Annotated in this window: 23 protein-coding genes and 1 tRNA gene; 14 read left to right on the forward strand and 10 right to left on the reverse strand. The window is 66.2% G+C overall.

From position 1 onward, the window contains the following. Positions 1-3: 3 nt before the first annotated feature. The 7 genes from BKA04_RS05180 (at position 4) to pstB (ending at position 8478) form a co-directional block, all read left to right on the forward strand. Positions 4-2175, forward strand: coding sequence for an RNA degradosome polyphosphate kinase (locus tag BKA04_RS05180; RefSeq protein ID WP_104095452.1), 2172 nt, complete (start codon positions 4-6; stop codon positions 2173-2175). Next, the gene (locus BKA04_RS05185) at positions 2172-3119 is read left to right on the forward strand and encodes an NUDIX hydrolase (protein WP_104095453.1); all 948 of its coding nucleotides are present in this window, start codon (positions 2172-2174) and stop codon (positions 3117-3119) included. The genes BKA04_RS05180 and BKA04_RS05185 overlap by 4 nt, the downstream gene beginning before the upstream one ends. Before the next feature lie 19 nt (positions 3120-3138). Next, positions 3139-4239 (forward strand): phosphate ABC transporter substrate-binding protein PstS, encoded by a 1101-nt coding sequence (locus tag BKA04_RS05190; protein ID WP_232841968.1) that lies wholly within the window; start codon positions 3139-3141, stop codon positions 4237-4239. A 143-nt stretch (positions 4240-4382) separates the two neighbouring features. Continuing rightward, the gene (locus BKA04_RS05195; RefSeq protein ID WP_232842059.1) at positions 4383-5504 is read left to right on the forward strand and encodes a phosphate ABC transporter substrate-binding protein PstS; all 1122 of its coding nucleotides are present in this window, start codon (positions 4383-4385) and stop codon (positions 5502-5504) included. 140 nt (positions 5505-5644) lie between these two features. After that, the gene (gene pstC / locus BKA04_RS05200) at positions 5645-6592 is read left to right on the forward strand and encodes a phosphate ABC transporter permease subunit PstC (protein ID WP_104096643.1); all 948 of its coding nucleotides are present in this window, start codon (positions 5645-5647) and stop codon (positions 6590-6592) included. Continuing rightward, complete coding sequence (gene pstA / locus BKA04_RS05205; protein WP_104095456.1) at positions 6592-7674, forward strand: phosphate ABC transporter permease PstA; 1083 nt, start codon at positions 6592-6594, stop codon at positions 7672-7674. The genes pstC and pstA overlap by 1 nt, the downstream gene beginning before the upstream one ends. 24 nt (positions 7675-7698) lie before the next feature. After that, positions 7699-8478 (forward strand): phosphate ABC transporter ATP-binding protein PstB, encoded by a 780-nt coding sequence (gene pstB, locus BKA04_RS05210; RefSeq protein ID WP_104095457.1) that lies wholly within the window; start codon positions 7699-7701, stop codon positions 8476-8478. A 39-nt stretch (positions 8479-8517) separates the two neighbouring features. Here the strand turns inward: pstB and BKA04_RS05215 are convergent, their stop codons facing one another. The 6 genes from BKA04_RS05215 to BKA04_RS05240 all read right to left on the reverse strand — a co-directional run bounded on the left by BKA04_RS05215 (position 8518) and on the right by BKA04_RS05240 (position 13428). Beyond that, positions 8518-9063, reverse strand: coding sequence for a hypothetical protein (locus tag BKA04_RS05215; protein WP_146065760.1), 546 nt, complete (start codon positions 9061-9063; stop codon positions 8518-8520). A 6-nt stretch (positions 9064-9069) separates the two neighbouring features. Continuing rightward, complete coding sequence (locus tag BKA04_RS05220) at positions 9070-9477, reverse strand: DUF4383 domain-containing protein (RefSeq protein ID WP_104095459.1); 408 nt, start codon at positions 9475-9477, stop codon at positions 9070-9072. 79 nt (positions 9478-9556) lie between these two features. Beyond that, positions 9557-10213: an anti-sigma factor gene (locus tag BKA04_RS05225; RefSeq protein WP_104095460.1), complete on the reverse strand. Its 657-nt coding sequence runs from the start codon at positions 10211-10213 to the stop codon at positions 9557-9559. Next, entirely contained in the window at positions 10210-10875 is a 666-nt protein-coding gene (locus BKA04_RS05230; RefSeq protein ID WP_232841969.1) for a sigma-70 family RNA polymerase sigma factor, read from the reverse strand. The genes BKA04_RS05225 and BKA04_RS05230 overlap by 4 nt, the downstream gene beginning before the upstream one ends. 184 nt (positions 10876-11059) lie before the next feature. Continuing rightward, a complete protein-coding gene (locus tag BKA04_RS05235) occupies positions 11060-11689 on the reverse strand; it encodes a DNA-directed RNA polymerase subunit beta (RefSeq protein ID WP_104095461.1) in 630 nt (209 codons plus the stop codon). Between the two features lie 26 nt (positions 11690-11715). Further along, positions 11716-13428, reverse strand: a complete 1713-nt coding sequence (locus BKA04_RS05240; RefSeq protein ID WP_104095462.1) for a cytochrome c biogenesis protein DipZ — start codon at positions 13426-13428, stop codon at positions 11716-11718. 218 nt (positions 13429-13646) lie between these two features. Between BKA04_RS05240 and BKA04_RS05245 the strand changes: the two genes are divergently transcribed. Together BKA04_RS05245 and BKA04_RS05250 are read left to right on the forward strand one after the other, a co-directional pair. After that, positions 13647-14300 carry a fasciclin domain-containing protein gene (locus tag BKA04_RS05245; RefSeq protein ID WP_104095463.1) on the forward strand — a complete coding sequence of 218 codons (654 nt, stop codon included), beginning with the start codon at positions 13647-13649 and terminating at the stop codon, positions 14298-14300. Positions 14301-14383: 83 nt separating this feature from the next. Then, positions 14384-14456: transfer RNA gene (locus BKA04_RS05250), tRNA-Lys, on the forward strand. Between the two features lie 174 nt (positions 14457-14630). On the opposite strand, the gene BKA04_RS05255 is transcribed toward BKA04_RS05250, so the two are convergent. Next, positions 14631-15260: a hypothetical protein gene (locus BKA04_RS05255; RefSeq protein WP_134542241.1), complete on the reverse strand. Its 630-nt coding sequence runs from the start codon at positions 15258-15260 to the stop codon at positions 14631-14633. Between the two features lie 122 nt (positions 15261-15382). Here BKA04_RS05255 and BKA04_RS12245 point away from each other — a divergent pair, with 122 nt between their 5' ends. Both BKA04_RS12245 and BKA04_RS05265 read left to right on the forward strand, forming a co-directional pair. After that, positions 15383-15877: a cation:proton antiporter regulatory subunit gene (locus tag BKA04_RS12245; RefSeq protein WP_104095465.1), complete on the forward strand. Its 495-nt coding sequence runs from the start codon at positions 15383-15385 to the stop codon at positions 15875-15877. 4 nt (positions 15878-15881) lie between these two features. Next, positions 15882-17108 (forward strand): cation:proton antiporter, encoded by a 1227-nt coding sequence (locus BKA04_RS05265; RefSeq protein WP_104095466.1) that lies wholly within the window; start codon positions 15882-15884, stop codon positions 17106-17108. On the opposite strand, the gene BKA04_RS05270 is transcribed toward BKA04_RS05265, so the two are convergent. Beyond that, the gene (locus tag BKA04_RS05270) at positions 17069-18130 is read right to left on the reverse strand and encodes a VIT1/CCC1 transporter family protein (protein WP_104095467.1); all 1062 of its coding nucleotides are present in this window, start codon (positions 18128-18130) and stop codon (positions 17069-17071) included. The two genes, BKA04_RS05265 and BKA04_RS05270, sit on opposite strands and share 40 nt — an antisense overlap. Further along, positions 18117-19061, reverse strand: coding sequence for an aldose 1-epimerase family protein (locus tag BKA04_RS05275; RefSeq protein WP_104095468.1), 945 nt, complete (start codon positions 19059-19061; stop codon positions 18117-18119). The genes BKA04_RS05270 and BKA04_RS05275 overlap by 14 nt, the downstream gene beginning before the upstream one ends. Before the next feature lie 27 nt (positions 19062-19088). Between BKA04_RS05275 and galT the strand changes: the two genes are divergently transcribed. From galT to BKA04_RS05290, 3 genes are read left to right on the forward strand one after another with little or no spacing between them, the layout of a single operon-like run. Beyond that, positions 19089-20216 (forward strand): galactose-1-phosphate uridylyltransferase, encoded by a 1128-nt coding sequence (gene galT, locus BKA04_RS05280; RefSeq protein WP_104095469.1) that lies wholly within the window; start codon positions 19089-19091, stop codon positions 20214-20216. Continuing rightward, positions 20213-21373: a galactokinase gene (gene galK / locus BKA04_RS05285; protein ID WP_232841970.1), complete on the forward strand. Its 1161-nt coding sequence runs from the start codon at positions 20213-20215 to the stop codon at positions 21371-21373. Before galT ends, galK begins: the two co-directional genes overlap by 4 nt. 24 nt (positions 21374-21397) lie before the next feature. Further along, positions 21398-22174: a hypothetical protein gene (locus BKA04_RS05290; RefSeq protein WP_104095471.1), complete on the forward strand. Its 777-nt coding sequence runs from the start codon at positions 21398-21400 to the stop codon at positions 22172-22174. Positions 22175-22210: 36 nt separating this feature from the next. Here the strand turns inward: BKA04_RS05290 and BKA04_RS05295 are convergent, their stop codons facing one another. Next, positions 22211-23086: a bifunctional methylenetetrahydrofolate dehydrogenase/methenyltetrahydrofolate cyclohydrolase gene (locus BKA04_RS05295; RefSeq protein ID WP_104095472.1), complete on the reverse strand. Its 876-nt coding sequence runs from the start codon at positions 23084-23086 to the stop codon at positions 22211-22213. Positions 23087-23096 lie beyond the last annotated feature (10 nt).

The following is a 23096-nucleotide window of genomic DNA, read 5'->3' on the forward strand; positions in this document are numbered from 1 at the left end:
GGGATGGAAGCGGAGGGCTACCTCGATGACACGGGGCTCGCGACAGACAGTCTCGACGACGACTACGACTCGACGTGGGTCGATGACGGCACCCTGCCGCGCGACCGCTTCCTCGACCGAGAGCTGAGCTGGCTCGCCTTCAACCAGCGCGTGCTCGAGCTCGCCGAGGACGAATCCGTCCCATTGCTTGAACGGGTCAACTTCCTCGCCATCTTCGCGAACAACCTCGACGAGTTCTTCATGGTGCGGGTCGCCGGCCTCAAGCGCAGGATCATGACCGGCCTGGCGGTGCCGACGAACGTGGGCACGGAGCCGCTTGATGCGCTCGAGGCGATCAGCGCCCAGGTTCACGAGCTCCAGGATCGCCACGCTGCGGTCTTCCGCGACTCCGTGAAGCCGGCGCTCGACAACGCCGGGATCCACATCGAGACCTGGGCCGACCTCGACGACGAGGACCGCGAGCGCATCGACGAGATCTTCTCGAACCAGATCTTCCCCGTTCTCACGCCGCTTGCCGTCGACCCTGCGCACCCGTTCCCCTACATCTCGGGACTCTCGCTCAACCTGTCCATCCGGGTCCGCAATCCGAAGACCGGGAAGGAGGAGTTCGCGCGGCTCAAGGTGCCGCCTGTGCTGCCCCGGTTCGTGCAGCTGCCGGACGATGAGCGCGGACTCCTGCGCTTCATCCCCCTTGAGGATCTCGTCTCCAACCACCTCGATGAACTGTTCCCCGGGATGGAGATCCTCGAGCATCAGGAGTTCCGGGTGACTCGCAATGAGGACTTCGAGATCGAGGAGGACGAATCCGAGAACCTCATCCAGTCCCTCGAGCGGGAACTGTTGCGCCGGCGCTTCGGCCCGCCGATCCGTCTCGAGATCACGGATGACATGGATGACCGCACGCTCGAACTGCTCGTGCGCGAACTGGGCATCACCGAGCAGGAGGTCTACCGTCTCCCCGCCCCCCTCGACCTCGGCGGCCTCCTCGAGGTGTTCCGGATCGAGCGACCGAGCCTCAAGTACCGCAAACACGTTCCGACCACGAGCGCTGCGCTCCTGCCGAGCGAACCGCAGGCGGAGCCGGACGTCTTCGCGTCGATCGCCCGCCAGGACATCCTGCTCCACCACCCGTATGAATCGTTCGCGACGAGTGTGCAGGCGTTCCTCGAACAGGCGGCGAGGGACCCCAACGTGCTCGCGATCAAGCAGACCCTGTACCGCACGAGCGGGGACAGCCCCATCGTCGAAGCCCTCATCGCCGCGGCAGACGCCGGCAAGGCTGTGCTCGCCCTCGTCGAGGTCAAGGCCCGCTTCGACGAGCTCGCCAACATCAACTGGGCCCGCCAGCTGGAGAAGGCGGGTGTGCACGTCGTCTACGGCATGGTCGGGCTCAAGACCCACTGCAAGCTCGCCCTCGTCGTGCGCCAGGAGTCGGGAAGGCTCACTCACTACAGCCACATCGGCACCGGCAACTACGACCCCAAGACGAGTCGCGTCTACGAAGACCTGGGGCTCCTCACGGCGGATGACCAGGTCGGAAAAGACCTCACCCGACTGTTCAACGAACTCTCCGGCTACGCGATCGAGAAGAAGTTCAAGCGGCTGCTCGTCGCTCCGCTGCACCTTCGCAAGGGACTGCTCAAGCGCATCCGCACCGAAACTCAGAATGCAATGGACGGCAATCCGAGCGGCATCCGGATCAAGGTGAACTCGATCGTCGACGAGGCGATCATCGACGCGCTGTACAAGGCCAGTCAGGCGGGCGTGCCGATCGACCTGTGGGTGCGTGGAATCTGCAGCGTGCGCCCGGGGGTTCCTGGGTTGAGCGAGAACATCCGGGTGCGCTCGATCGTCGGCAGGTACCTCGAGCACTCCCGCGTCTTCTCGTTCTCGAACGGCGGCGATACCCAGGTGTTCATCGGCAGCGCGGACATGATGCACCGCAACCTGGATCGTCGGATCGAGACGCTCGTCAAGCTCATCGCGCCGGATCAACTCGAGGAGATCGAGGCGATGTTCGACCTCGCGATGTCGGACCGCACGGCGTCGTGGTGGCTCGACGCCTCCGGAGAGTGGACCCGTCACCACCTCGCCGACAACGGCAGTCATCTGGTCGACCTCCAGAATGTGCTCATGGGGCGGATCTCTGCACGCAAACGGGGAGGAACCCGATGAGCTCGTCGAATCCGGATGTCGTGCTCGCGGCGGGCGCAGTGTGCTGGCGGATCGTCAAGGGCACGGTCAAGGTGCTCCTCGTGCACCGGGACGATCGGGCAGACGTCTCGCTCCCCAAGGGCAAAGTCGATCCGGGCGAGACCCTGCCACAGACCGCTGTGCGCGAAATCGAGGAGGAGACGGGACTGCGGGTGGCACTCGGGGCTCCGCTCGGGTCGATCGAGTACTCGCTCGGCGGCGGGCGGCAGAAGATCGTCCACTACTGGGCGGCCGAGGTGACGTCGACGGCGAGGGCGAACTCGACCTTCGCACCGAACAGTGAGATCGCCGCCGTCGAATGGCTTCCGCTCGACAGGGCGAAAAAGGCACTCAGCTATGAGCGCGACAAGGAGGTGCTCGATCGGTTCTCCGCACTCCTGGATTCCGGCCGCCTCCGGACGTTCGCGCTCATCGTCGTGCGGCGTGGAAAGGCCGTGCCGCCGACGAGCTGGGACGGGCCGGACAGCACCCGTCCCCTGCTCCACCGTGGGCTCGAGCAGGCCGCGACGATCGCGCCGGCGATCGCGGCCTTCCGCCCTGAGAAGCTCGTCAGCAGCTCCGCAGCGCGCTGCCAGTCCACGCTCGACCCGCTCGCGACGCTCATCGCACTGCCGCTCGCCGTCACCGACGACATCAGCCAGGATGCATTCGAACACCACGATGCGCGCGTCGAGAAGGTCGTGCGTCGACGCCTTGCGAAGAAGGTCACCGCCGTCCTGTGCAGTCATGGCCCGGTGATCCCGGAGATCGTCCACGCGATCGCACAGGAGACCGGGTCGTCCGGTTCCGCGCTGCGCAACGCGGCCAGGCTGTCGACGGGCGAGTACAGCGTCTTCCACGTCTCGGCGGAGCATCCGGATGGCGGCATCGTGGCCATCGAGACCCACGCGCCACTGCTCGGCTGAGCGCAGATACGCTGGTGGAGTGAACCGCCCCCGACTCGCCGTCGCCCGAGCCGTCATCGGTGCCGTGGCGGCCGGTGTCGCCGTCACGACGATCCTGTCGGGCTGCGCGGTCAACGAGCTCGCCGTCACGAGCAATTCGAAGCTCAGCGGCACGATCTTCGGAGACGGCGCATCATCGCAACGCGCTGCGCAGGATGCCTGGATCGCCGCGTTCCAGATCGCGCACCCTCGTGCGACGGTCGAGTACGACCCGGTGGGTTCCGGTTCGGGTCGTGACGCGTTCCAGGCCGGAGCCATCGACTTCACCGGATCCGACCGGCCGTTCACCATCGAGGAGCTGGCATCCGGCACATTCGCCTCGTGCCGCAGCGGCAGCCCCATCATCGAGCTGCCGGCATACGTCTCCCCGATAGCGATCGTGTTCCACCTCGACGGCATAGACCGCCTGAACCTCGATGCGACCACGATCGCGCGCATCTTCAACGGGCAGGTCCAGCGCTGGGACGATCCCGAGATCGCGGACCAGAACCCCGGTGTGACGCTCCCGTCGATCCTCATCTCCGCGGTGCACCGCTCCGACGACTCGGGGGTCACCGAGAACTTCACCCAATACCTGCATGAGGCGGCGCCGAATGAATGGTCGTGGGAGCCGGCCGGAACGTGGCCGATCCCAGGAGGCGAGGCCGCGCAGGGCACCGCCGGAGTCGCGACGGCCGTCGCCAACGGCCACGGAACCATCGGATACGTCGACGGCTCCCAGGCCAGGGGACGCCCCTCCGTCGCCGTGAAGGTCGAGGACGGCTACGTGCCGTACTCCTCAGCAGCAGCCGCAGCCGTTGTCGACGCCTCTCCACTCGAAACCGGCCGCACGGCCGGCGACCTCGTGATCGCCATCGACCGCAAAGGCGCCGGTTCCGGCACGTACCCGGTTGTACTCGTGAGCTACCTGATCGGCTGCGAACACTATGCCGACCCGGTGCAGGGAAAGCTCGTGCGCGAATACTTCGACTGGATCGTGAGCGATACGGCGCAGAAGACGGCGGAGGAATCGGCCGGCTCTGCGCCGCTCCCCCCTGCATTCGCCGCACAGGCCAGGGCAGTGGTCGCCGGCATCCGCTGACCGGATCGCCCGACCTTCACCGGTCGTTAACCCTGCGTTCACCGGGCGGCGGCCGTTCGGTCAACCCTGATTCCTAGGGTCGTCCTGTGGGGTCAGCACCGGCCCCGCGACAGAGCCCTGAAAGGGAACACACAGTGAACTCCATGCCTTTGAAGTCCATGCGACTGAGCTCCACAGGTCGGCGCCCCTGGCGCCTCAGCGGTATCGCCGCCATCGCGGTAGCGGGCAGTCTCCTGCTGGCCTCGTGTGCGGCCAATGAGCCCGCCCCCGGGGGCGAGAGCCCCAGCGGCCTGAGCGGAACCCTCGTCGGCGGCGGCGCCTCGTCGCAGGATGCCGCCCAGCAGGCCTGGGTCGCAGCATTCCAGACGGCGAACACGGGCGCGACTGTCGAGTACGAGCCCACCGGTTCCGGCGCCGGACGCGACAACTTCATCGCCGGCGCCAACAACTTCACCGGCTCCGACCGCGCGTTCAAGGACGATGAGCTGGCGAAGGACAACTTCACAGCATGCGTCGCCGGCACTCCGATCGTGGAGATCCCGAACTACATCTCACCGATCGCGATCATCTTCAAGCTCGACGGCATCACCTCGCTGAACCTCGATGCGGCCACCATCGCCGGCATCTTCAAGGGTGACATCACGAAGTGGAACGACCAGAAGATCGCCTCCCAGAACGCCGGGGTCACGCTCCCCGACCTCGCGATCACGGCCGTGCACCGCTCCGACGAGTCGGGCACGACCGAGAACTTCACCGACTACCTGCACGCGAACACCCCGGTGTGGGATGCCGACGCGAGCGGCAACTGGCCCTACGAGGGTGGAGAGGCCGCCAACGGCACCTCCGGTGTCGTGGATGCGGTCAGCAATGGCACGGGAACCATCGGCTACGCCGACGCATCTCGCGCCGGTGGACTCGGCACCGTCGCGGTCAAGGTCGGCGGCGACTACGTCGAGTACTCCGCAGCCGCTGCCGCGGCGATCGTCGACGAGTCCCCCGCAGCTCCGGGTCGCAACGCGGTCGACCTCGCGATCGAGCTCGACCGTACCTCGGATGCGGCGGGCGTCTACCCGATCGTGCTGGTCAGCTACCTGATCGCCTGCTCCGACTACCAGGATGACGCGATCGTCCCGCTTGTGAAGGCCTACCTCGGCTACATCATCAGCGACGAGGGCCAGGCGGTCGGCGTCAAGGCTGCAGGCATCGCGCCCATCTCCGCCACGCTGTTCGACAAGGCCAAGGCCGCGGTCGACAGCATCCGGTAAGAACCCTTCCCGGTCTGCCCGGTGCCCCCTCACATTGTGCGAGGACTTGGCACCGGGCAGACTGAGGTTGTGACCGAGTTCACATCCTCGCCCGACCACACCAGCGCTACGACCGATCAGGGAAACTCGAGCAGATGACGATGCCGGACACCGCGGCCCCCGCGCGGGCGAAGCCCAGGCTGCGCCCCGGCGACCGGGTGTTCTCCGGATCGGCACTCGCCGCGGGAACCCTCATCCTGGCGATCCTGGCCGGAGTCGCCGCGTTCCTCATCATCGAGAGCGTTCCCGTCGTCACGACGGATCCGAAAGACATCAACATCCTCGACGGGCAGCCGTTCTGGTCGTACGTCGCTCCGCTCGTCTTCGGCACCCTCTGGTCGTCCGCCATCGCGCTGCTCATGGCGGTGCCGGTGTCGATCGGCATCGCCCTGTTCATCTCCCACTACGCGCCGCGCAGGCTTGCCCAGGGACTCGGGTACATCATCGACCTGCTTGCGGCCGTGCCCTCCGTCGTGTTCGGTCTGTGGGGCGGCAACGTCCTCGCACCGGCCATCCAGCCCCTCTACTCCTGGCTCACCGAGCACCTCGGCTGGATTCCGCTGTTCGCGGGCCCGGCCTCGGGAACCGGCCGCACCATCCTCACCGCCTCGATCGTGCTCGCCGTCATGGTCCTGCCGATCATCACCGCGCTCTGCCGCGAGGTGTTCCTGCAGACTCCCGTCCTCCACGAGGAGGCGGCGCTCGCGCTCGGTGCCACGCGCTGGGAGATGATTCGCACGGCCGTGCTCCCCTTCGGCCGCCCCGGGATCATCTCGGCATCCATGCTCGGCCTCGGCCGCGCCCTCGGTGAGACGATGGCCGTCGCGATGGTGCTCTCCTCGTCCGGAGGCATCACGCTCGCGCTGCTGACCTCGTCCAACCCCGGCACGATCGCGGCGAACATCGCGCTGCGTTTCGCCGAGGCGTTCGGGACCAACATCAACCTGCTCATCGCGACGGGCCTCATCCTGTTCGCGATCACGCTCGTCGTCAACATGATCGCCAGGTGGATCATCGGACGACGCCGGGAATTCTCGGGGGCGAACTAGTGGCGGCATCGACGAGTGCCGCATCCGGCACCAACATCTACGCGGCGGGGCTCCTCGGAAAGCGCACGCCCTGGTTCGTTCTGGCCGGATGCCTCGCGGCGTCCTTCGTCCTGTTCTGGCTGTTGCAGGCCGGGACGCCCGGTGCGACCCTCAATGTCGCCGGCGCGATCATCGTCGGTGCGATCTTCTATCCCCTCGCGATCTACACGATCTCGCTCCTCGTGGAGGGCGCGCGCAAGGCGAAGGACCGCCTCGTCACGGCGCTCGTCTACGGAGCCTTCCTCCTCGCCCTTGCCCCGCTCATCACCCTGCTCTCCACTGTTGTGGCCAACGGGCTCGCACGGTTCGACCTCGAGTTCTTCACGTACTCGATGCGCAGCATCGTCGGGGCGGGCGGCGGTTTCGTGCACGCCATGGTCGGCACACTGCTCATGACCCTCACGGCGACCGTGATCTCGGTTCCGATCGGACTCATGACCTCGGTCTACCTCGTGGAGTACGGTCGCGGGCCGCTCGCCAGGGCGATCACCTTCTTCGTCGACGTCATGACCGGCATCCCGTCGATCGTCGCCGGCCTCTTCGCCTACTCGATCTTCGCCCTCCTCTTCGGGCCGGGGACCAAGCTCGGCATCGCCGGCGCCATCTCCCTCACCGTGCTCATGATCCCGGTCGTGGTGCGCTCGAGCGAGGACATGCTGAAGCTCGTCCCCAATGAACTGCGCGAGGCCTCCTACGCGCTCGGCGTGCCGAAGTGGCTGACCATCCTGAAGGTCGTGCTGCCGACATCCATCGCGGGGATCATGACCGGCGTGATCCTCGCGATCGCCAGGATCATCGGCGAGACCGCGCCGCTGCTCGTCGCTGCGGGCTTCACGAACAACCTCAACTACGACATGCTCAATGGCAGGATGCAGTCGCTGCCGGTCGCGGTCTACTACCAGTACGTCAGCCCCGGCGTCGATGTGCAGGCCTACCTCGACCGTGCGTGGGCCGGAGCCCTCACCCTCATCCTCATCGTCATGCTCCTCAATATCATCGCCAGGCTCATCGCCCGCTACTTCGCCCCGAAGTCGGGTCGATAGAAAGAACCATGTCCAGAAGGAACCATGTCCAAGAGAATTGAAGTTCGCGACCTCGACGTCTACTACGGCAAGTTCAAGGCCGTGGAGGGCATCACCCTCAACATCGAGCCGCGCAGCGTGACCGCGTTCATCGGGCCGTCCGGATGCGGCAAGTCGACGTTCATCCGCACGCTCAACCGGATGCACGAGGTCATCCCGGGCGCCTGGGTCGACGGTGAGGTGCTCATCGACGGGAGCAACCTGTACGAGGCCGGAGTGGACCCCGTCCTCGTACGCCGCCAGGTGGGCATGGTGTTCCAGCGGCCGAACCCCTTCCCGACCATGTCGATCAGGGAGAACGTGCTCGCCGGCGTGAAGCTCAACAACAAGAGGCTCAGCAAGTCGGATGCCGACGACCTCGTCGAGCGCTCGCTCAAGGGCGCGAACCTGTGGAACGAAGTGAAGGACCGCCTCGAGAAGCCCGGGTCGGGAATCTCCGGCGGGCAGCAGCAGCGACTGTGCATCGCGCGGGCGATCGCCGTGCAGCCCGACGTCCTGCTCATGGACGAGCCGTGCTCCGCACTCGATCCCATCTCGACCCTCGCGATCGAGGATCTCATCGAGGAGCTCAAGACCGAGTACACGATCGTCATCGTGACCCACAACATGCAGCAGGCGAGCCGCGTCTCCGACCGCACCGCGTTCTTCAACATCGCCGGCACCGGCCAGCCGGGCAAGCTCATCGAGTACGACGACACGAGCACGATCTTCTCCAACCCCTCGGAGCAGTCCACGGAGGACTACGTCTCGGGCAAGTTCGGGTAGCGCTTCGGGCTATCCATCGGCGGTGTGATTCGCAACCGGTCAGTGATGGTGGTCGGGGATGTTGAGTTCGCCGTGATGTGCATGCGGATTGTCCACGCCGGCGCCGGTCGCCGCGAGCGCGGGAGTGGTCAGAGCCGATACCGCGAGCGCTCCAGCCAGGAGTCCGCCGAGATAGCGGCCGGGGCGCTGGAACTTGCGAGGAGTACTGGATGCGGCCTCCTCTTCTGCGTTGGCACGGCGCCGTCGGTCACCGGCAAGAACTCCGGCAAGGAGAAGAGTGAACAGGGTCGCAACCGACATGGGGAAAGCAGGGAATGTCGCGGCAACATCCGGAGTGTCGAACGCCACGGAAGCAAGGAGCACGAGAACCCAGCCGATGGAGGGTACGAACGCCATCACGCCTGCCGCTTTCGGCAGTGGGAAGCGGTTGAGCGCGAGAACACCGACGCCCCAGCCGAACTCGGCGACACCGAGTCCAGCCAGGGCGACGGCGGCGGGAATCGCGGTACCCGGTGCCACCCCCAGATGAATCACGCCGGCCCCCATGGCGGCAAAAGCCAACCAACTCCGCGTGATCTGTGACATGGGTCGTTACGCGATCGCCGTGTGCGTGCGCTTGTCGGTTCCGAGTGCGGCGCCCAGGAGGACAATCGCGCTCGCAAAGTGCAGCACGTGGTCCGCAGAGTTCAGCGCCAGCACGTTGAGCGGCGTCCCCACCAGGAAGAGTCCAGCGATACCGAGCAACAGGTAGGCGGCGCCCACCGTGCCGTTGACGCCCTTCGCTGCGCGGGTGCTCACGAGTCCACCGATGAGCAGTGCTGCACCGATGAGCAGATGGGCGACGTTGTGAAACGCATTCACCTCGAAGATACCGAGAAGCAGTCCGCCACTCGTTGAGAAGAAGCCGAATCCTCCCGTCACGGTGAATCCGAGCAGTCCGACCAAAATGTAGACAGCCCCGAATACAACCCCCACAAGGCGGTTTGGTGAGGTTCTCACGATGTTCCTCCTAATCTGTGTACCGCGGATGTCGCGGACACAGGTCATTCGGCGCCGTCGTGAAAACGGATTGCCCTGCTCAGGAACTGGCGATCGCCACGATCGGATCCGTCGTCGGCTTCGTCGAACCTCCCGAGGGTTCGATGGTGACACCCACGGTGTCTCCAGCGCTCATCGAACCGTCGAGTACTCGCCAGGTCGTCGCCGACGTACTCGATTCGAACGTGCCGGCGGACACCGGGCCGTTTCCCCCGATGTACCACAATTGGTAGGTCTTACCTGCGGAGAGTGCAGGGAGATCCGCCACGAGAATCGCTGACTTCCTCTGGTCGAGAGACCAGATGAGCGTCGCCTCTCCGCCGCCGGCTACCGTTGCGGATGCCCGCTGGAGGTCGCTCGCCGAGGTCAACGCCGCAAGACTCTGCGCTTGGACATCCACCGTGCGATTACCCGTGAGTCCTACGCCGAGGAGTGTTCCACCGGCGAAAAGTATCACTGCCGCCGCGGCGGCCACGAAAATGTTGATGGGGCGGGAAAACCAGCGTGATTGCGCTCTCGTCGCAGCCGGGCCGGTCCGTGCCGGCACGGTCTCACTCTCGTCGAGCACGGGAAGCTGCGGAGTGACGGCGATTTTCGCCATGATGCTCGCCTTGAGCTCTGGCGATGGTGCGACGGGGGGCACGGCAAGGCCAAGCGCCGCCTCCACCTCCGCTTGTTCACGCGGTGTGAGGCTCATGATGCCACCCCCAATTCATCCCTCAGTTTGATCATTCCGTCCCGCAATCGGGTTTTCACGGTTCCCAATGGCACGCTGAGCAGTTCTGCCACTTCGGTGTGGGTGTACCCGCCGTAATAGGCGAGCGAGACGGCCTGACGCTGCAGTTCAGTCAAACTCGCCATTGCCGACTTCACCCTTTCGCTCTCAATTCGCACTTCCACCGACTCGGCCACATGGTCGAATTCGGTTCCGTAGTCCCGGATGCCGATCCTGACATCCCGGTCGCGTCCTGCCTGGGCCGACCGAACCCGGTCGATCGCCCGGCGATGGGCCATGGTGAGCATCCAGGACAGGCCTGAACCTTTCGCCCGATCGAACCTGGCTGCCGTCTGCCAGATCTCCAGAAAGACTTCTTGGGCCACCTCCTCCGATTGCGCATGATCGATCAGAGTTCGCTTGACCAACCCGAGCAGTCGTGGTGCGACGATGTCATACAGTTCGCTGAATGCGGCCTGATCGCCCGTCGCTACTCTGCCCAGCAGCTCGTCGATCGACGGGCCAGCGTCGTTGACGTTGCCGCTGGACTTGTCGGGGAGGCGTGACACGAACCTAAGCTTCTCAAACATTTGGGCGGGTTGGTCGACAACGTCGACATCCAGCTCCCTCATCGCGGTGAGCATGTAGATGATTCGGTGCCGTCGCGTAAACGGATTGCCGTGTTGGCCGGGCCGCAGAACGCCTCTCGGCGCGAGGCCGCTCGAAGCGGCGAATATTGGAGCCCGGGGTTACTGCGGCCCGGCGCTACCCTCTCGGGCGACTCGATTCTAACCGGTCCGACGTGGGAGTGGACTGGATGCGCAATGCTCAGTCGAGGCTGCCCGAGCGCCACAGCAAAGAACACGCCGCGAGTTCGGATGCGGTCTGCGACAGCCTCAAAGCTTGCTTGGTCAGGGTGGTGGCCCGCTCCGGATTGATCACTTCGAGGTCATCGGCAAGTGATGTCGCCCCCGATGCCGTCAGCCTGCAGAATGCTGCCGCCCGATCGAGAGCAATCGCGAAGTCGCCCTGAAACAAACCGCGCAGGATCTCGTCGGCGAGCGTCGTGATCTCGGTAGGACCGGTCGGTGTCGATGCGCCGGCGACCACGTGATCGATAGTGGGCACCATTTCGCTTCCGCGTTGAAACAAGAAGCTGATGGACTCGGGGTCCTGCCGGATGAGTGCGCGAATGAGGTAAATACGCCACAGTGCACCGGGCAGACTGCGCGGACTCGAGCGCGCCCAGAGCTCGGCAATGGCGTCGATTCCGTGCTCGTCGGTGAACGCTACAAGCCTCTCGACAACCTCGGCATCCGGATTTCCCCGCACTCTGGCCAGGAGCGCTTCGGCCGTCTCATGAGCGACCCTGCTGATCTGAGCAGGATCGGTACCCCCCTCGAAGGCCTCGAATTTCGGGCTCGAGAACAGGGTCGGCTTGTGGAATTCCTCCGTCACCCTTTCCACACTAGGCGAGGCGGGCCCTATCCGAATGTGAAGGAGTAGGCCTGAATGCCGTCTCCGAAACGCACCTCGAGTTCCCCCGCACTCGTGCCTTTGGTCGACACAAGCCGATACGACCGTGGTGTTCCGCTCACCTCCAGCGTGCGCGTCCTGCCGGCCTCGGTCACGGTGACGGTTCCCGATCCGGCCAGGACGATGCGCACCTCTCGGGCGTGGTATTCGATTTTGATGCCGGCATCGTGAGAGCGCGGTGTGATGAATTGACCATCCAGCTTCCAGTCGCCATCGAGGGCGAATGAGTCCGCGCGCAACGTTGTCGGATAGGTAAACGATGTGGTGAGCGCCGAGTACTTTTCGTCACCCCCGAAGTTGGTCGCCTTGTTCGGGCTGAAGAAGGTCTCAGGAGTGATCGACCCGGTGGGAGTCGTATCGGGAACATCGGTGCGGGCCGGGAGTGTTTCGCCCGGGTTGGCATCCTGCAGAAGCTGCCGAATGAAACCTTCGGTCGCCTCGTAGTTGCCCTCGCCGAACTGCACGTTCCGCACGACGCCGTTCGCGTCGATCAGATAGTGCGCCGGCCAATACCGGTTGCGGTAGTTCGTCCACGTCGACAGCGTGTTGTCGAGCGCGACCGGATAGTCGATGCCGAGCGCCTCTGCACCCGCTCTCACGTTGCGCGGCTCCTTCTCGAAAGCGTACTCAGGCGAGTGGATACCGATGACCTCGAGGCCGCTGTCCTTGTACCGCTCGTACCACGCCGTCACGTGCGGGACCGAGCGCTGGCAGTTGATGCACGAGTAGGCCCAGAAATCGATGAGCACGACCTTGCCCTTGAGCTGGTCGAGCGCAATGGGCGCGTTCTCAGGGGTGTTGAACCACTCCTGGATGCCAGTGATATCCGGCGCCGTACCACAGCTCTCCAGCACTGTCGCGTTGTTGTGGCACTGGTCCAGGTCCTTGTTCTGGTCGTTGACCAATCCACCGAGGTTGAGCGATTCCTCCACTTGCGATGTGCCGCCGAAGGCGTCCTGCAGCGCGCTCGTGTAATCCGGGATCACGCGCTGCAGCAACTGAGGCACGTTGAAGACGAGCCCTATCGCCAGCGCGATCATGACTATGCCCCCGGTCATCCGAATGCCGCGCTGATGTTTCCGAAACGATCTGACGCGTTCGGCAACCCGGCGGCCGGCGAGGGCGAAGGCGAGCAGCGGAAGTGCAGCGCCTACGGCGAACGTCACCGTCAGGACGATCGTTTCGACGCCGATCCTTCCCGTCGAGCCTGCAACCGTGATCGCCGCAAGTACCGGCCCCGCACACGGCACGTAGACCGCACCCAACGCGATCCCGAGGAAGAAACCACCGCGCTCCGTGCTCACGCTGCGTTGCGGAATCCAGGAGAACGGCTTTTCCAGGATGTGCTCGAACTTCGGCACGATGAGCCCGATGCCGATGAGCACGAGCACGATGAGTCCGGCCCAGCGGATGAAGTCCTGTGGCAGGTGCAGAAGCGCCAGAAGCAGCGACCCCACGAGGGTGAACACACTGAAGCTGACCACAAGGCCCGCAATGACGAGGTAAGGCCTCCACCGAGAGACCGTGACGATATCGCTTCCGCTTTCCCGCGCGCCCTGCGCGCCCCCGGAGAAGAAGATGACGGGCAGCACGGGAAGAATGCACGGTGAGATCCCCGTGATCAGGCCGCCGACGAATCCGATGAGAGCGAGGGTGAGCATGATGGCCTTCCAGAGGGGCTCGGTGACACGGTCGACTCGGAGAGCGACGTGCGAATGATTCGGAACGAGCGCGCAACGGGTTTGGGTTCCCAGCGAAAGTTCAGGTTCAGACGACTTTCCAAACTGCAACCCGTTGGGCTCCGAATGACCGTGTGATGCCGGAGGAAGACCGGCACAAGGTCGGCTGATCGGCCTGACAATCACAAAGGAGTATTCTGATGCGCGTTTTCAATCGCACCGCTGTCGCCGCACTCGCTCTGGCGTCGGTGGCTGCATTCGGCCTATCGGCCTGTTCCGCCACTCCCACCGCGGAGATCACCAAGCCTGACACCTCCGCCTCACCGTCGACACCGGCCATGGACCCCGGGGCTGACCTCGTGGGATCCGGTTGTGCCGCTTACGCGACGGCAAACCCGAGCGGTGGCGGATCGATCGTCGGGATGAGCCAGGATCTCGTGGCCCAGGCGGCGTCGAACAACCCGCTGCTGACGACACTCGTCGCCGCGGTGTCGGGCAAACTGAACCCGCAGGTGAATCTCGTGGACACGCTGAACGGTGCCGAATTCACCGTCTTCGCGCCCGTCGATGACGCGTTCGCGAAGCTCCCGGCCGCCACAGTCGAGTCTCTCAAGGATCCGGCCAATGCCGCCCTGCTGACGAGCATCCTGACCTACCACGTCGTACCCGGACAGATCGCGCCCGACCAGATCGACGGAATGCAGACCACGGTCAATGGGGCGACGGTCGACGTGACCGGCAGCGGCGACAACATCATGGTCAACGACGCGAAGGTCATCTGCGGAGGAGTGCACACGGCCAACGCCACGGTGTACCTGATCGACACCGTGCTCATGCCGCCGGCCAAGGGCTGATCGCACAAGAATCGGAACTGGTCCGCCTCCTGATGGGCGGGCCAGTTCCGTCTGTGCTCGCGCCGCAGGTAGATTTGTTCCGCGGGCCTCTAGCTCAGTTGGTAGAGCAAAGGACTTTTAATCCTTGGGTCGTGGGTTCGAGCCCCACGGGGCCCACCGCATCCGGCACAGGATCAAGAGGCACGCCGGCACACCTGCGTCTTGCTTCTACTCGACGAGTTCGGCGAGTTGGCGGATGACCGTTCCCCAGCCGTCGTGGAAGCCGAGCTCCTCGTGCCGGTGCTTCCAGCGCTGCCCGCTGCTCGCTGCACGCTGCCCGCTGCACGCTGCTCAGGATGCGCCGCGCACGATGCGCAGACGCTCGATCATGCCGGCGGCGATGCGCTCCGTCTCCCCGCGGCCGATCTCCTGCTCCCCGGACGGCACCGGCGTCAGCACCAGAGCCTGCTCATCGCCGCCGGAGACCACCTGGAGCACGAGCGACCACGGGCGGATCGGAATGATCGAGAACCGCGGCCAGATCCAGCGCTTCCGAACGTCGAGAGACACGATGCGGCCGGCCGGAATGCGCAGGATGGTGCCGACCAGTCCGTCGTGGATGGTCACGGCCTCGAGATCGACGACGACGGCGGGTGGCCTCCTCACGGAGTACCGCGGTGCCGGATAGGGCTGGCTGAACGCCGAGCGGAGTCCAGCGATCGACTTCACCGTGCGCGGAAACGGGCCGATGGGGAAGACGAGCGGCTCCGGCGTTCCCGGCCTGCGCTCGGGTTTCTCCCACTCGGCACGAGCGCCTGCGGCATTGCCGGCGTTCCTCCGAACGACGCGGCTGCGGATCCAGTGAGTGATGAAGAAGCTCAGGAACGCGATCACCGCGGCGACGATCGCCGGGCCCGTGATCGCGTCCGTCCACCCGAACCCGTCGATGGGCGCATCCGCTGCACTCAGGATCACAGGCACCACGGGTCCTCCGAACTCGGTCTCCGCGGCGCCTCCACCGCACGGCGCAACCCTATCGCGGAGCACGCGCTCTGAACGCCACAGGGCCAGCGGCATCCCGGCCACGCTGGTACCGTTGAGCGGTGGGCGTACGCGTGGAGAAATCCGATCTTCCCGGTCTCGGGGTGAGGCACGACCTCGTGACGGCCCGCGGTCGGCGCATCGGCGTCATCACATTCCGCGATGGACGACGCGAACTGGCCATCTTCGACCTCGACGACCCGGACTCCTGCCGGGTGTCGATTCCGATCTCCGACCCCGAGGCGTCGACGCTCGCAGAACTGCTCGGCGCATCCGTCGTCCTGAGCAAGCTCTCGGAGCTCACGGATGAGGCGGCCGGCCTGTTCACGGAACACCTGCTGATCCCGAACGACTCCGTCTATGCCGGCCGCCCGCTCGGCGACACGAAGGCACGCACCCGCACAGGGGTGTCCATCGTCGCCATCGTGCGCGACAAGAAGGTCATGCCGTCCCCGACCCCGGATTTCCCGCTCTCGGCAGGCGATGCCCTCATCGCCGTGGGAACTCGAAAGGGTCTCGACTCCCTGGCCGACCTCATCGCATCCAGTACCGGCTGATCGCATGGGCGAACAAGCGCACCAGACGGCAATTCTCCTCGTCGAAGTCGGTGCGCTCCTGCTGGGGCTCAGCCTGCTCGGCCGCCTCGGGATGCGCTTCGGCATCTCCCCGATACCGCTGTACCTCCTCGTCGGCCTCGCGTTCGGGGCTGGGGGCTGGCTGCCATTGTCGGCGAGCGCCGAGTTCTTCGAGGTCGGGTCCGAGATCGGCGTCATCCTCCTGCTCGTCATGCTCGGACTCGAATACTCGGCGACCGAGCTCGTCGGAGGGCTCCGGAACTCCAAGGTCGCCGGCATCCTGGATTTCGCGTTCAACGCCATCCCGGGGGCCGCGTTCGCCCTGATCCTGGGCTGGGGGCCCATCGCCGCTCTCGCACTCGCCGGAATCACCTGGGTGTCCTCCTCCGGTGTCGTCGCGAAGCTCCTGCGGGATCTCGGTCGGATCGGTAACCGGGAGACGCCGACCATCCTCTCGATCCTCGTGATCGAGGACCTCGCCATGGCGTTCTACCTTCCGGTGCTCTCCGCGTTCGTCATCGGGTTGGGACTCATCGAGGGCGAGATCACCCTCGCGATCGCCGTGCTCGTCGTCCTGCTCATCCTGCTCGTGGCTCTGCGCTGGGGGCGGCTGCTGTCGAAGCTCTTCCCCGCCGAGAACGCGGAACCGCTCCTGCTCGGCGTTCTCGGGCTCACGATGCTCGTCGCGGGCCTCGCCGACCAGGTGAACGTCTCGGCGGCAGTGGGCGCGTTCCTCGTGGGAATCGCGCTCTCCGGCCCCGTCGCCCACAACGCCGTGCAGCTTCTCACGCCGCTGCGCGACCTGTTCGCGACGATCTTCTTCGTCTTCTTCGGGCTCGCAACGGACCCGGCACAGATCTGGCCCGTGCTCGTTCCAGCACTGCTCCTCGCGCTCGCGACGGTCCTGACCAAGACCATGAGCGGATACATCGCCGCACGTCGAGCCGGGATCGGAAAACTCGGCCGATGGCGGACAGGACTCGCGCTCATACCGCGCGGAGAGTTCTCCATCGTCATCGCGGGACTGGCCGTAGGGGCAGGCATCCAGCCGGCGCTCGCGCCGCTCGCGACGGCCTACGTGCTGCTCACGATCGTCATCGGCTCGATCGTCTCCCGCTTCCCGGAGGCCGAGTGGTTCCGTCGCCTCGTGGTCCGAGGTTCAGCCCGGGAAGGTCAGGCGAGCCAGATTCCGACGAGCGAGCCGAGCACGTAGGTCACGGCAGCGGCACCGTAGCCGATCAGCAGCTGGCGGATGGCGCGCTTCCACGGCGACCCGCCGGACACGAGCCCGACGATGGCGCCCGTCGAGAGCAGGATCACTCCGACGAGGGCCGCGGAGATGGCGAGCGCCTCGAACCCGGTCGCCCCGAAGATGTGCGGCAGAACCGGGACAAGTGCGCCGAACGCGAAGAACGCGAAACTCGACAGTGCTGCACCGCGTGCCGATCCGACCTCCTCGTGTTCGTCGGTTCCCAGACCGGAATCGAGCTGGTGATCCTTGAGCACGGCATCCGCCATGGCGCTCGCTTCGTCTTCGGAGACACCGCGTGCGCGGTAGACGAGGGCGAGTTCGTTGGCATTCACATCGAGGTGGCCGAGCGCGCCGCCGCGACCGGGGCTGGGAGCGCTCGATTCGAGCAGTTCGCGCTGTGAGCTGATCGACACGTACTCGCCCGCCGCCATCGACAGCGCACCCGCGAGCAGCCCGGCCAGTCCCGTGATCACGATGAACTGGTTGGACACGCCGGTCGCCCCCACGCCCAGGACGAGGGCGAAGTTGCTGACGAGCCCGTCGTTCGCCCCGAACACCGCGGCCCGGAACGAGCCGGAGACCCGTGCCCTTCCGCGCGCGGCGAGACCACGGATGACCTCCTCATGGATGCGCTCGTCCGCCGCCATCGTGCGCGTCGCATCGTCATCCGATTCATACGGTGACCTCGCCTCTGCGCGCTGGGCGAGCGCCAGCACGAAGACGGAGCCGAAGCGTCGAGCCAGCCAGCCCAGGACCCGGGTGCGCCACTGCCCGGCCAGCGGAGGTCCGACCCGATCGCCGAGGAGGGTCAACCAATGTTCCTCGTGCCTGCCCTCCGCATCCGCGAGCGCGAGAAGGATGTCCCGCTCCTCGCCTTCGCGGCGCGACGCGAGGTCTCGGTAGGTCGCCGCCTCCGCCCGCTCGTTCGCGAGGTATCGCCGCCAGCGCCTGACCTCCCGGCTGGTCGGGCTACCCGCGGCCATAGTTCACACCCCAACTTCCCGACCACTCCTGCCCCGGTTCGAGCCAGCGAAGCCCGAGGCCGCTGTTGAACGCGTTCGGGGGGGCCGTCATCGGCTCGATCGCGACCGCCTGACCCAGTGCTCCCGGAGCATCCGGCGCCGGACGAGGGTAGGTGTGCGGAGTGAATGCCTGGACGAAACCGAAGTCCGCACCCTGCCACACCTCGGTGTACCGGCCATCCGGTGCGCTCAGCCGATGCCGGGCGATGCCGTCACCGCCGTGCTGGACTCCGCCGAACGCCGTGTCGAGGTCGAGGTCGCCGACGCGACGACCAGCGCGGAGATCGAAGCCGGTCGCCTCCACCGGCACTTCGGCCACCGGGTTCAGCCTGTCATCCACCTCGAAGCGGGTCGACGCCGGAATGGTCAGGACGAGGTCGGCGATCGCCGTGTCGCCCACCCGAAGGAACGGATGAGCGCCGACAGCGACCGGGGCGGCGGCATCCGACCCGTTCGCGATCCGGTGCGTCACGACGATCCCATCGCCGACGAGCTCGTACCGCACGCTCGTGTCGACGAGGAACGGGTAGCCGTGCTGCGGAAAGATCGTCGCCTCGAGCGTGATGGCGTGCTCGCTGCGTTCCGCGACCCGATACGGCCTGTTGCGCAGCAGGCCGTGGATGGCGTTGCCGTTCTCCACCTCGGTGATGTCGAGTTGCCTCGTCACGCCGTCGTGCACCCACACGCCGTCACGGATGCGGTTCGGCCACGGTGCGAGGACGGTACCCGATCCGTACGGCGGCATCGACGACGCCGGGTAATGGTCGATGACCTCGACCCCATCGACCTCGAGCGCACGAAGGGACGCGGCCACCTCGGTTATGATTGCGCGTGACTGTGATGCGTCGTTCCCGAGTGCGAGGGTGAAGTGTTCGCCGGTGGGTGCACGCATTCGTTCAGCCTAGACGCAGAGGGACCCATGGCCTCGATCAACAAACATGCGACCACTCTTGCCGACGGCCGTGAACTGATCTACTTCGACGACGCCGATACGAGACTCGGCCCGGATCGCGCGATCGACGGACGCATCCTCGATGCTCGGCCCCACACCCCGACGATGCGCCAGGATCCGCTGACCGGCGAGTGGGTGTCGATCGCTGCGGACCGTCAGAACCGCGCCTTCCTCCCGCCGGCGGACCATGATCCGCTCGCCCCGGCGTCGCCGTCGAACCCATCCGAGATACCCGACGACTACGACGTCGCGGTGTTCGAGAACCGGTCACCGTCGTTCGGCCCCGCGCTGGATGGTGCGAATTCCCCCCTGGGTCTCGCCGACCTCGACGAGCTCGGCATCGGCCGGATGAGGACGGCGATCGGACGCTGCGAAGTGGTCTGTTTCAGCCCCGAGACGGTCGGGTCGTTCGGCAGCCAGTCCGTCTCGCGCGCCCGCACGGTCATCGAGGCGTGGGCGGATCGCACCGAAGCGCTCTCGGCGCTTCCCGGCATCCAGCAGGTGTTCCCGTTCGAGAATCGCGGAGAGGCGATCGGCGTCACCCTGCATCATCCGCACGGCCAGATCTACGCGTACCCGTACATCACGCCCAGGACCCGCCAGCTGATCGCGTCCGTCGAGAGGATGCCGGAGCTCTTCTCGCAGCTGCTCGCGTTCGAACTGGAGTCGGAACGGGTCGTGCTCCGCGGTGAGCACTGGAGCGCGTTCGTCCCGTTCGCGGCACGCTGGCCGCTTGAGGTCCACATGCTGCCGCACCGGCAGGTTCCGGATCTCGCGGCCACGAGCGACGCAGAACGCGACGAGCTCGCCATCCTGTACCGCATGATCCTGCGCGGCATCGACCGGATCTACGACTCGCAGACACCCGACAGCACGACGCCGTACATCGCAGCCTGGCACCAGGCTCCCGTCGCATCGCATCGGAACGACATCCGCCTCATGCTGCAGGTGACGTCGCCCCGCCGCGCCGCAGACAAGCTCAAGTACCTCGCCGGCTCGGAGGCGGCGATGGGGGCATGGGTGAGCGACGTGACTCCGGAGCACGCGGCAGAACTCGTGCGCGCCGGGATCGCGGCGGCCAGGGCCGACTCGTGACCGACCTTCGAGACGAGGCGGCCACCGCGTTCCAGGAGATCTTCGGCCGCGCCTCGGACGGGCTGTGGTCAGCGCCGGGCCGAGTCAACCTCATCGGCGAGCACACCGACTACAACGAGGGCTTCGTGCTTCCGTTCGCCATCGACCGACGCACGATCGCCGCCCTCGCCGTGCGCGATGACCGCATGCTGCGCATCGCGAGCGCATTCACCGACGAACTCGTCGAACACGATCTGACCCAGGTGAGCCCGGACGTCCTGCACGGCTGGTCCGCGTATCCCTTCGGCGTCGCGTGGGCGCTCGGTGAACACGGCGCAGACCTGCACGCCGTCCCCGGCGCGGACATCTACATCGACTCGGATGTCCCTGTCGGTGCCGGTCTGTCCTCCTCCGCCGCCATCGAATGCGCGGTCGCGATCGCCCTCGACGATGTGTGGCACCTCGGGCTGGACAGGGCGGTCCTCGCCCGGGCGGGGCAGCTCGCCGAGAACACCGCCGTCGGGGCGCCGACCGGAATCATGGACCAGGCGGCTTCCCTGTTCGGAGAGGACGGAGCCGCGGTCTTTCTCGACTGCCGTTCGCTCGAGTCCAGGCTGGTGGACCTTCGTCTGGCCGAAGCGGGACTCGCGATCGTCGTGATCGACACGGGCGCGGCGCACGACCTGGCCACTGGCGGATACGGTGAACGACGCGCATCCTGCGAGCGAGCGGCGAAGGCACTCGGCGTGGCCGCACTGCGCGATGTCCGCGTTGACGACCTCGATCGGGCCAGGGGGCTGCTGGATGACACGACGTTCCGTCGCCTCCGCCACGTCGTCACCGAGAACCAGCGTGTCCTGGACGTGGTCCGGCTGCTCGCCACTGATGGGCCGGCTTCCATCGGCGAACTCCTTGATGCGTCACATCGGTCTCTTCGCAATGATTTCGACGTCTCGACCCCGCAACTGGACCTCGCCGTGGAGACCGCGGTCGGAAACGGGGCGATCGGAGCGCGCATGACGGGAGGCGGATTCGGCGGTGCAGCGATCGCGCTCGTGCCGGAAGAGCTCACGTCACTGTTACGAGTTGCTATCGATGGGGCCTTCGCGGAACATGGGCTTGAGCAACCTGATATTTTCAGAGTGGCCGCATCGATCGGTGCGCGACGGGACGCGTGATTCACCTCGGTGCACCATCATCGAATGGAGCTGTTCATGGGGGCCCCACTGTTCAGGGTTGCGGGGAGTGCCCTCGCCGCCATGGTCCTCGTCGGCACGTTGGCCGGATGCGGTGCAGCTCCTGCCCCTGAACCGACCGGGCCGACACAGGTCAGCGAATCGCCCACTCCGTCTGCGGAGCCGAGTGCCGACCCCACGGCGGACATCCTCTTCACCATCACCGCGAACGTGCGCGCCGTCGACGGTCGCACGGTGGGAATCTCCATGGCCGCGCACGCTCCGGTCGCCAGCGTCGATGACGCGGCATCCGCCTATCGCGCCCAGTTCCTGAGCGTGTGCAGTGCGGGGACGGGCGCGCAGCCGATCACGGAGCAGTACCTCGCGGACAACGGCAGCACCCTTCTTCCCATCACGATCACGTCCACGGCTCCGGACCTCGCCTTTGCGACGCCGGTCGGCCTGTATTTCGGGAGCCCCTATTTCGCGCAGGCCGCCATCGGCAACTCCGTCACTCCGGAACCGGTCGGCCAGCCTTGCTTCTACGGATTCTCGTGGGCGAAGTCCGGCGAGGTGCACGGGGTCGCGGATTTCGAGAACTCGGACGGCGTTCCCGACCTGAACCAGTGGAAGTTCGGCCGCTACGGCTTCTCGGTGGACCCCAACTCCGGCTCCACGATCGAGGCGTGCTCCGTGACGATCACGGAGGTCGGGATGAAGAACAGCATCGATGATTCGCCCGGATGGGACCCGAGCGGTGCCGGCGACGGGATCTCCTGCATGATCGGTTACGTCGGCGAGTAGCTCGCCGGCCGGGATGGTGCCGGGGAGGCCCTCTGCCTACGCCCCTGCGCGTTCCGCTAGATCGACGACGTTCGTCAGCAGCATCGCCCTCGTCATGGGGCCGACGCCACCGGGATTCGGCGAGATCCAGCCGGCGACCTCCGCGACATCCGGGGCGACATCACCGGCGATGCGGCTCTGATCGCCGTCGATGACCCGGCTGACGCCGACATCCAGGACGATCGCTCCCGGCTTCACGTTCTCGGCGGTGACGATTCCGGCGACCCCGGCGGCTGCGACGATGACATCGGCACGCTTGAGGTGCCCGGCCAGGTCGGCCGTGCCCGTGTGCGTGAGGGTCACGGTGGCGTTGTACTCGCGCCGGGTCAGCAGCGGGCCGATCGCGCGGCCGACCGTGACCCCGCGCCCCACCACGACGACGTTGCGGCCGGACCAGCTGATGCCATGCCGTTCGACGAGTTCGATGATGCCGCGCGGTGTGCACGGTAACGGCGAATCGATCGGCCGACTCACGTTGAGCAGCAGGCGGCCCAGATTCATCGGGTGGAGGCCGTCGGCGTCCTTGCCCGGCGCTACGCGCTCGAGGATCGCATCCGTGTCCAGGTGCGGAGGGAGCGGCAGCTGGACGAGGTAACCGGTGACGCCGGTGTCGGCGTTCAGCTCGTCGATGACGGCTTCGAGTTCGGCCTGCGTCGTCTCGGCGGGAAGGTCACGCCGGATCGAGGCGATACCGACCTCTGCGCAGTCGCGGTGCTTGCCGGCGACGTACTGGCGGGAGGCCGGGTCGTCTCCCACGAGCACGGTGCCGAGCCCCGGCGTGATCCCGGATGCGCGCAGCACAGCGACGCGCTCAGTGAGCCCAGCCTTGATCGCGGATGCCGTGGCGCGTCCGTCGAGAATCCGTGCGGTCATCGGCGCCGCC

This window comes from Terrimesophilobacter mesophilus (genome assembly GCF_014200375.1).
GTDB classification, from domain to species: domain Bacteria; phylum Actinomycetota; class Actinomycetes; order Actinomycetales; family Microbacteriaceae; genus Terrimesophilobacter; species Terrimesophilobacter mesophilus.

What these genes read in the sequence shown, in the direction of transcription:
- BKA04_RS05180 (WP_104095452.1), top strand. Translation starts at nt 4, where the DNA reads ATGGAAGCGGAGGGCTACCTCGATGACACGGGGCTCGCGACAGACAGT.
- BKA04_RS05185 (WP_104095453.1), top strand. Translation starts at nt 2,172, where the DNA reads ATGAGCTCGTCGAATCCGGATGTCGTGCTCGCGGCGGGCGCAGTGTGC.
- BKA04_RS05195 (WP_232842059.1), top strand. Translation starts at nt 4,383, where the DNA reads ATGCCTTTGAAGTCCATGCGACTGAGCTCCACAGGTCGGCGCCCCTGG.
- pstC (WP_104096643.1), top strand. Translation starts at nt 5,645, where the DNA reads ATGCCGGACACCGCGGCCCCCGCGCGGGCGAAGCCCAGGCTGCGCCCC.
- pstB (WP_104095457.1), top strand. Translation starts at nt 7,699, where the DNA reads ATGTCCAAGAGAATTGAAGTTCGCGACCTCGACGTCTACTACGGCAAG.
- BKA04_RS05215 (WP_146065760.1), bottom strand. Translation starts at nt 9,063, where the DNA reads ATGTCACAGATCACGCGGAGTTGGTTGGCTTTTGCCGCCATGGGGGCC.
- BKA04_RS05225 (WP_104095460.1), bottom strand. Translation starts at nt 10,213, where the DNA reads ATGAGCCTCACACCGCGTGAACAAGCGGAGGTGGAGGCGGCGCTTGGC.
- BKA04_RS05230 (WP_232841969.1), bottom strand. Translation starts at nt 10,875, where the DNA reads ATGCTCACCGCGATGAGGGAGCTGGATGTCGACGTTGTCGACCAACCC.
- BKA04_RS05240 (WP_104095462.1), bottom strand. Translation starts at nt 13,428, where the DNA reads ATGCTCACCCTCGCTCTCATCGGATTCGTCGGCGGCCTGATCACGGGG.
- BKA04_RS05245 (WP_104095463.1), top strand. Translation starts at nt 13,647, where the DNA reads ATGCGCGTTTTCAATCGCACCGCTGTCGCCGCACTCGCTCTGGCGTCG.
- BKA04_RS05265 (WP_104095466.1), top strand. Translation starts at nt 15,882, where the DNA reads ATGGGCGAACAAGCGCACCAGACGGCAATTCTCCTCGTCGAAGTCGGT.
- BKA04_RS05270 (WP_104095467.1), bottom strand. Translation starts at nt 18,130, where the DNA reads ATGGCCGCGGGTAGCCCGACCAGCCGGGAGGTCAGGCGCTGGCGGCGA.
- BKA04_RS05275 (WP_104095468.1), bottom strand. Translation starts at nt 19,061, where the DNA reads ATGCGTGCACCCACCGGCGAACACTTCACCCTCGCACTCGGGAACGAC.
- galT (WP_104095469.1), top strand. Translation starts at nt 19,089, where the DNA reads ATGGCCTCGATCAACAAACATGCGACCACTCTTGCCGACGGCCGTGAA.
- BKA04_RS05290 (WP_104095471.1), top strand. Translation starts at nt 21,398, where the DNA reads ATGGAGCTGTTCATGGGGGCCCCACTGTTCAGGGTTGCGGGGAGTGCC.
- BKA04_RS05295 (WP_104095472.1), bottom strand. Translation starts at nt 23,086, where the DNA reads ATGACCGCACGGATTCTCGACGGACGCGCCACGGCATCCGCGATCAAG.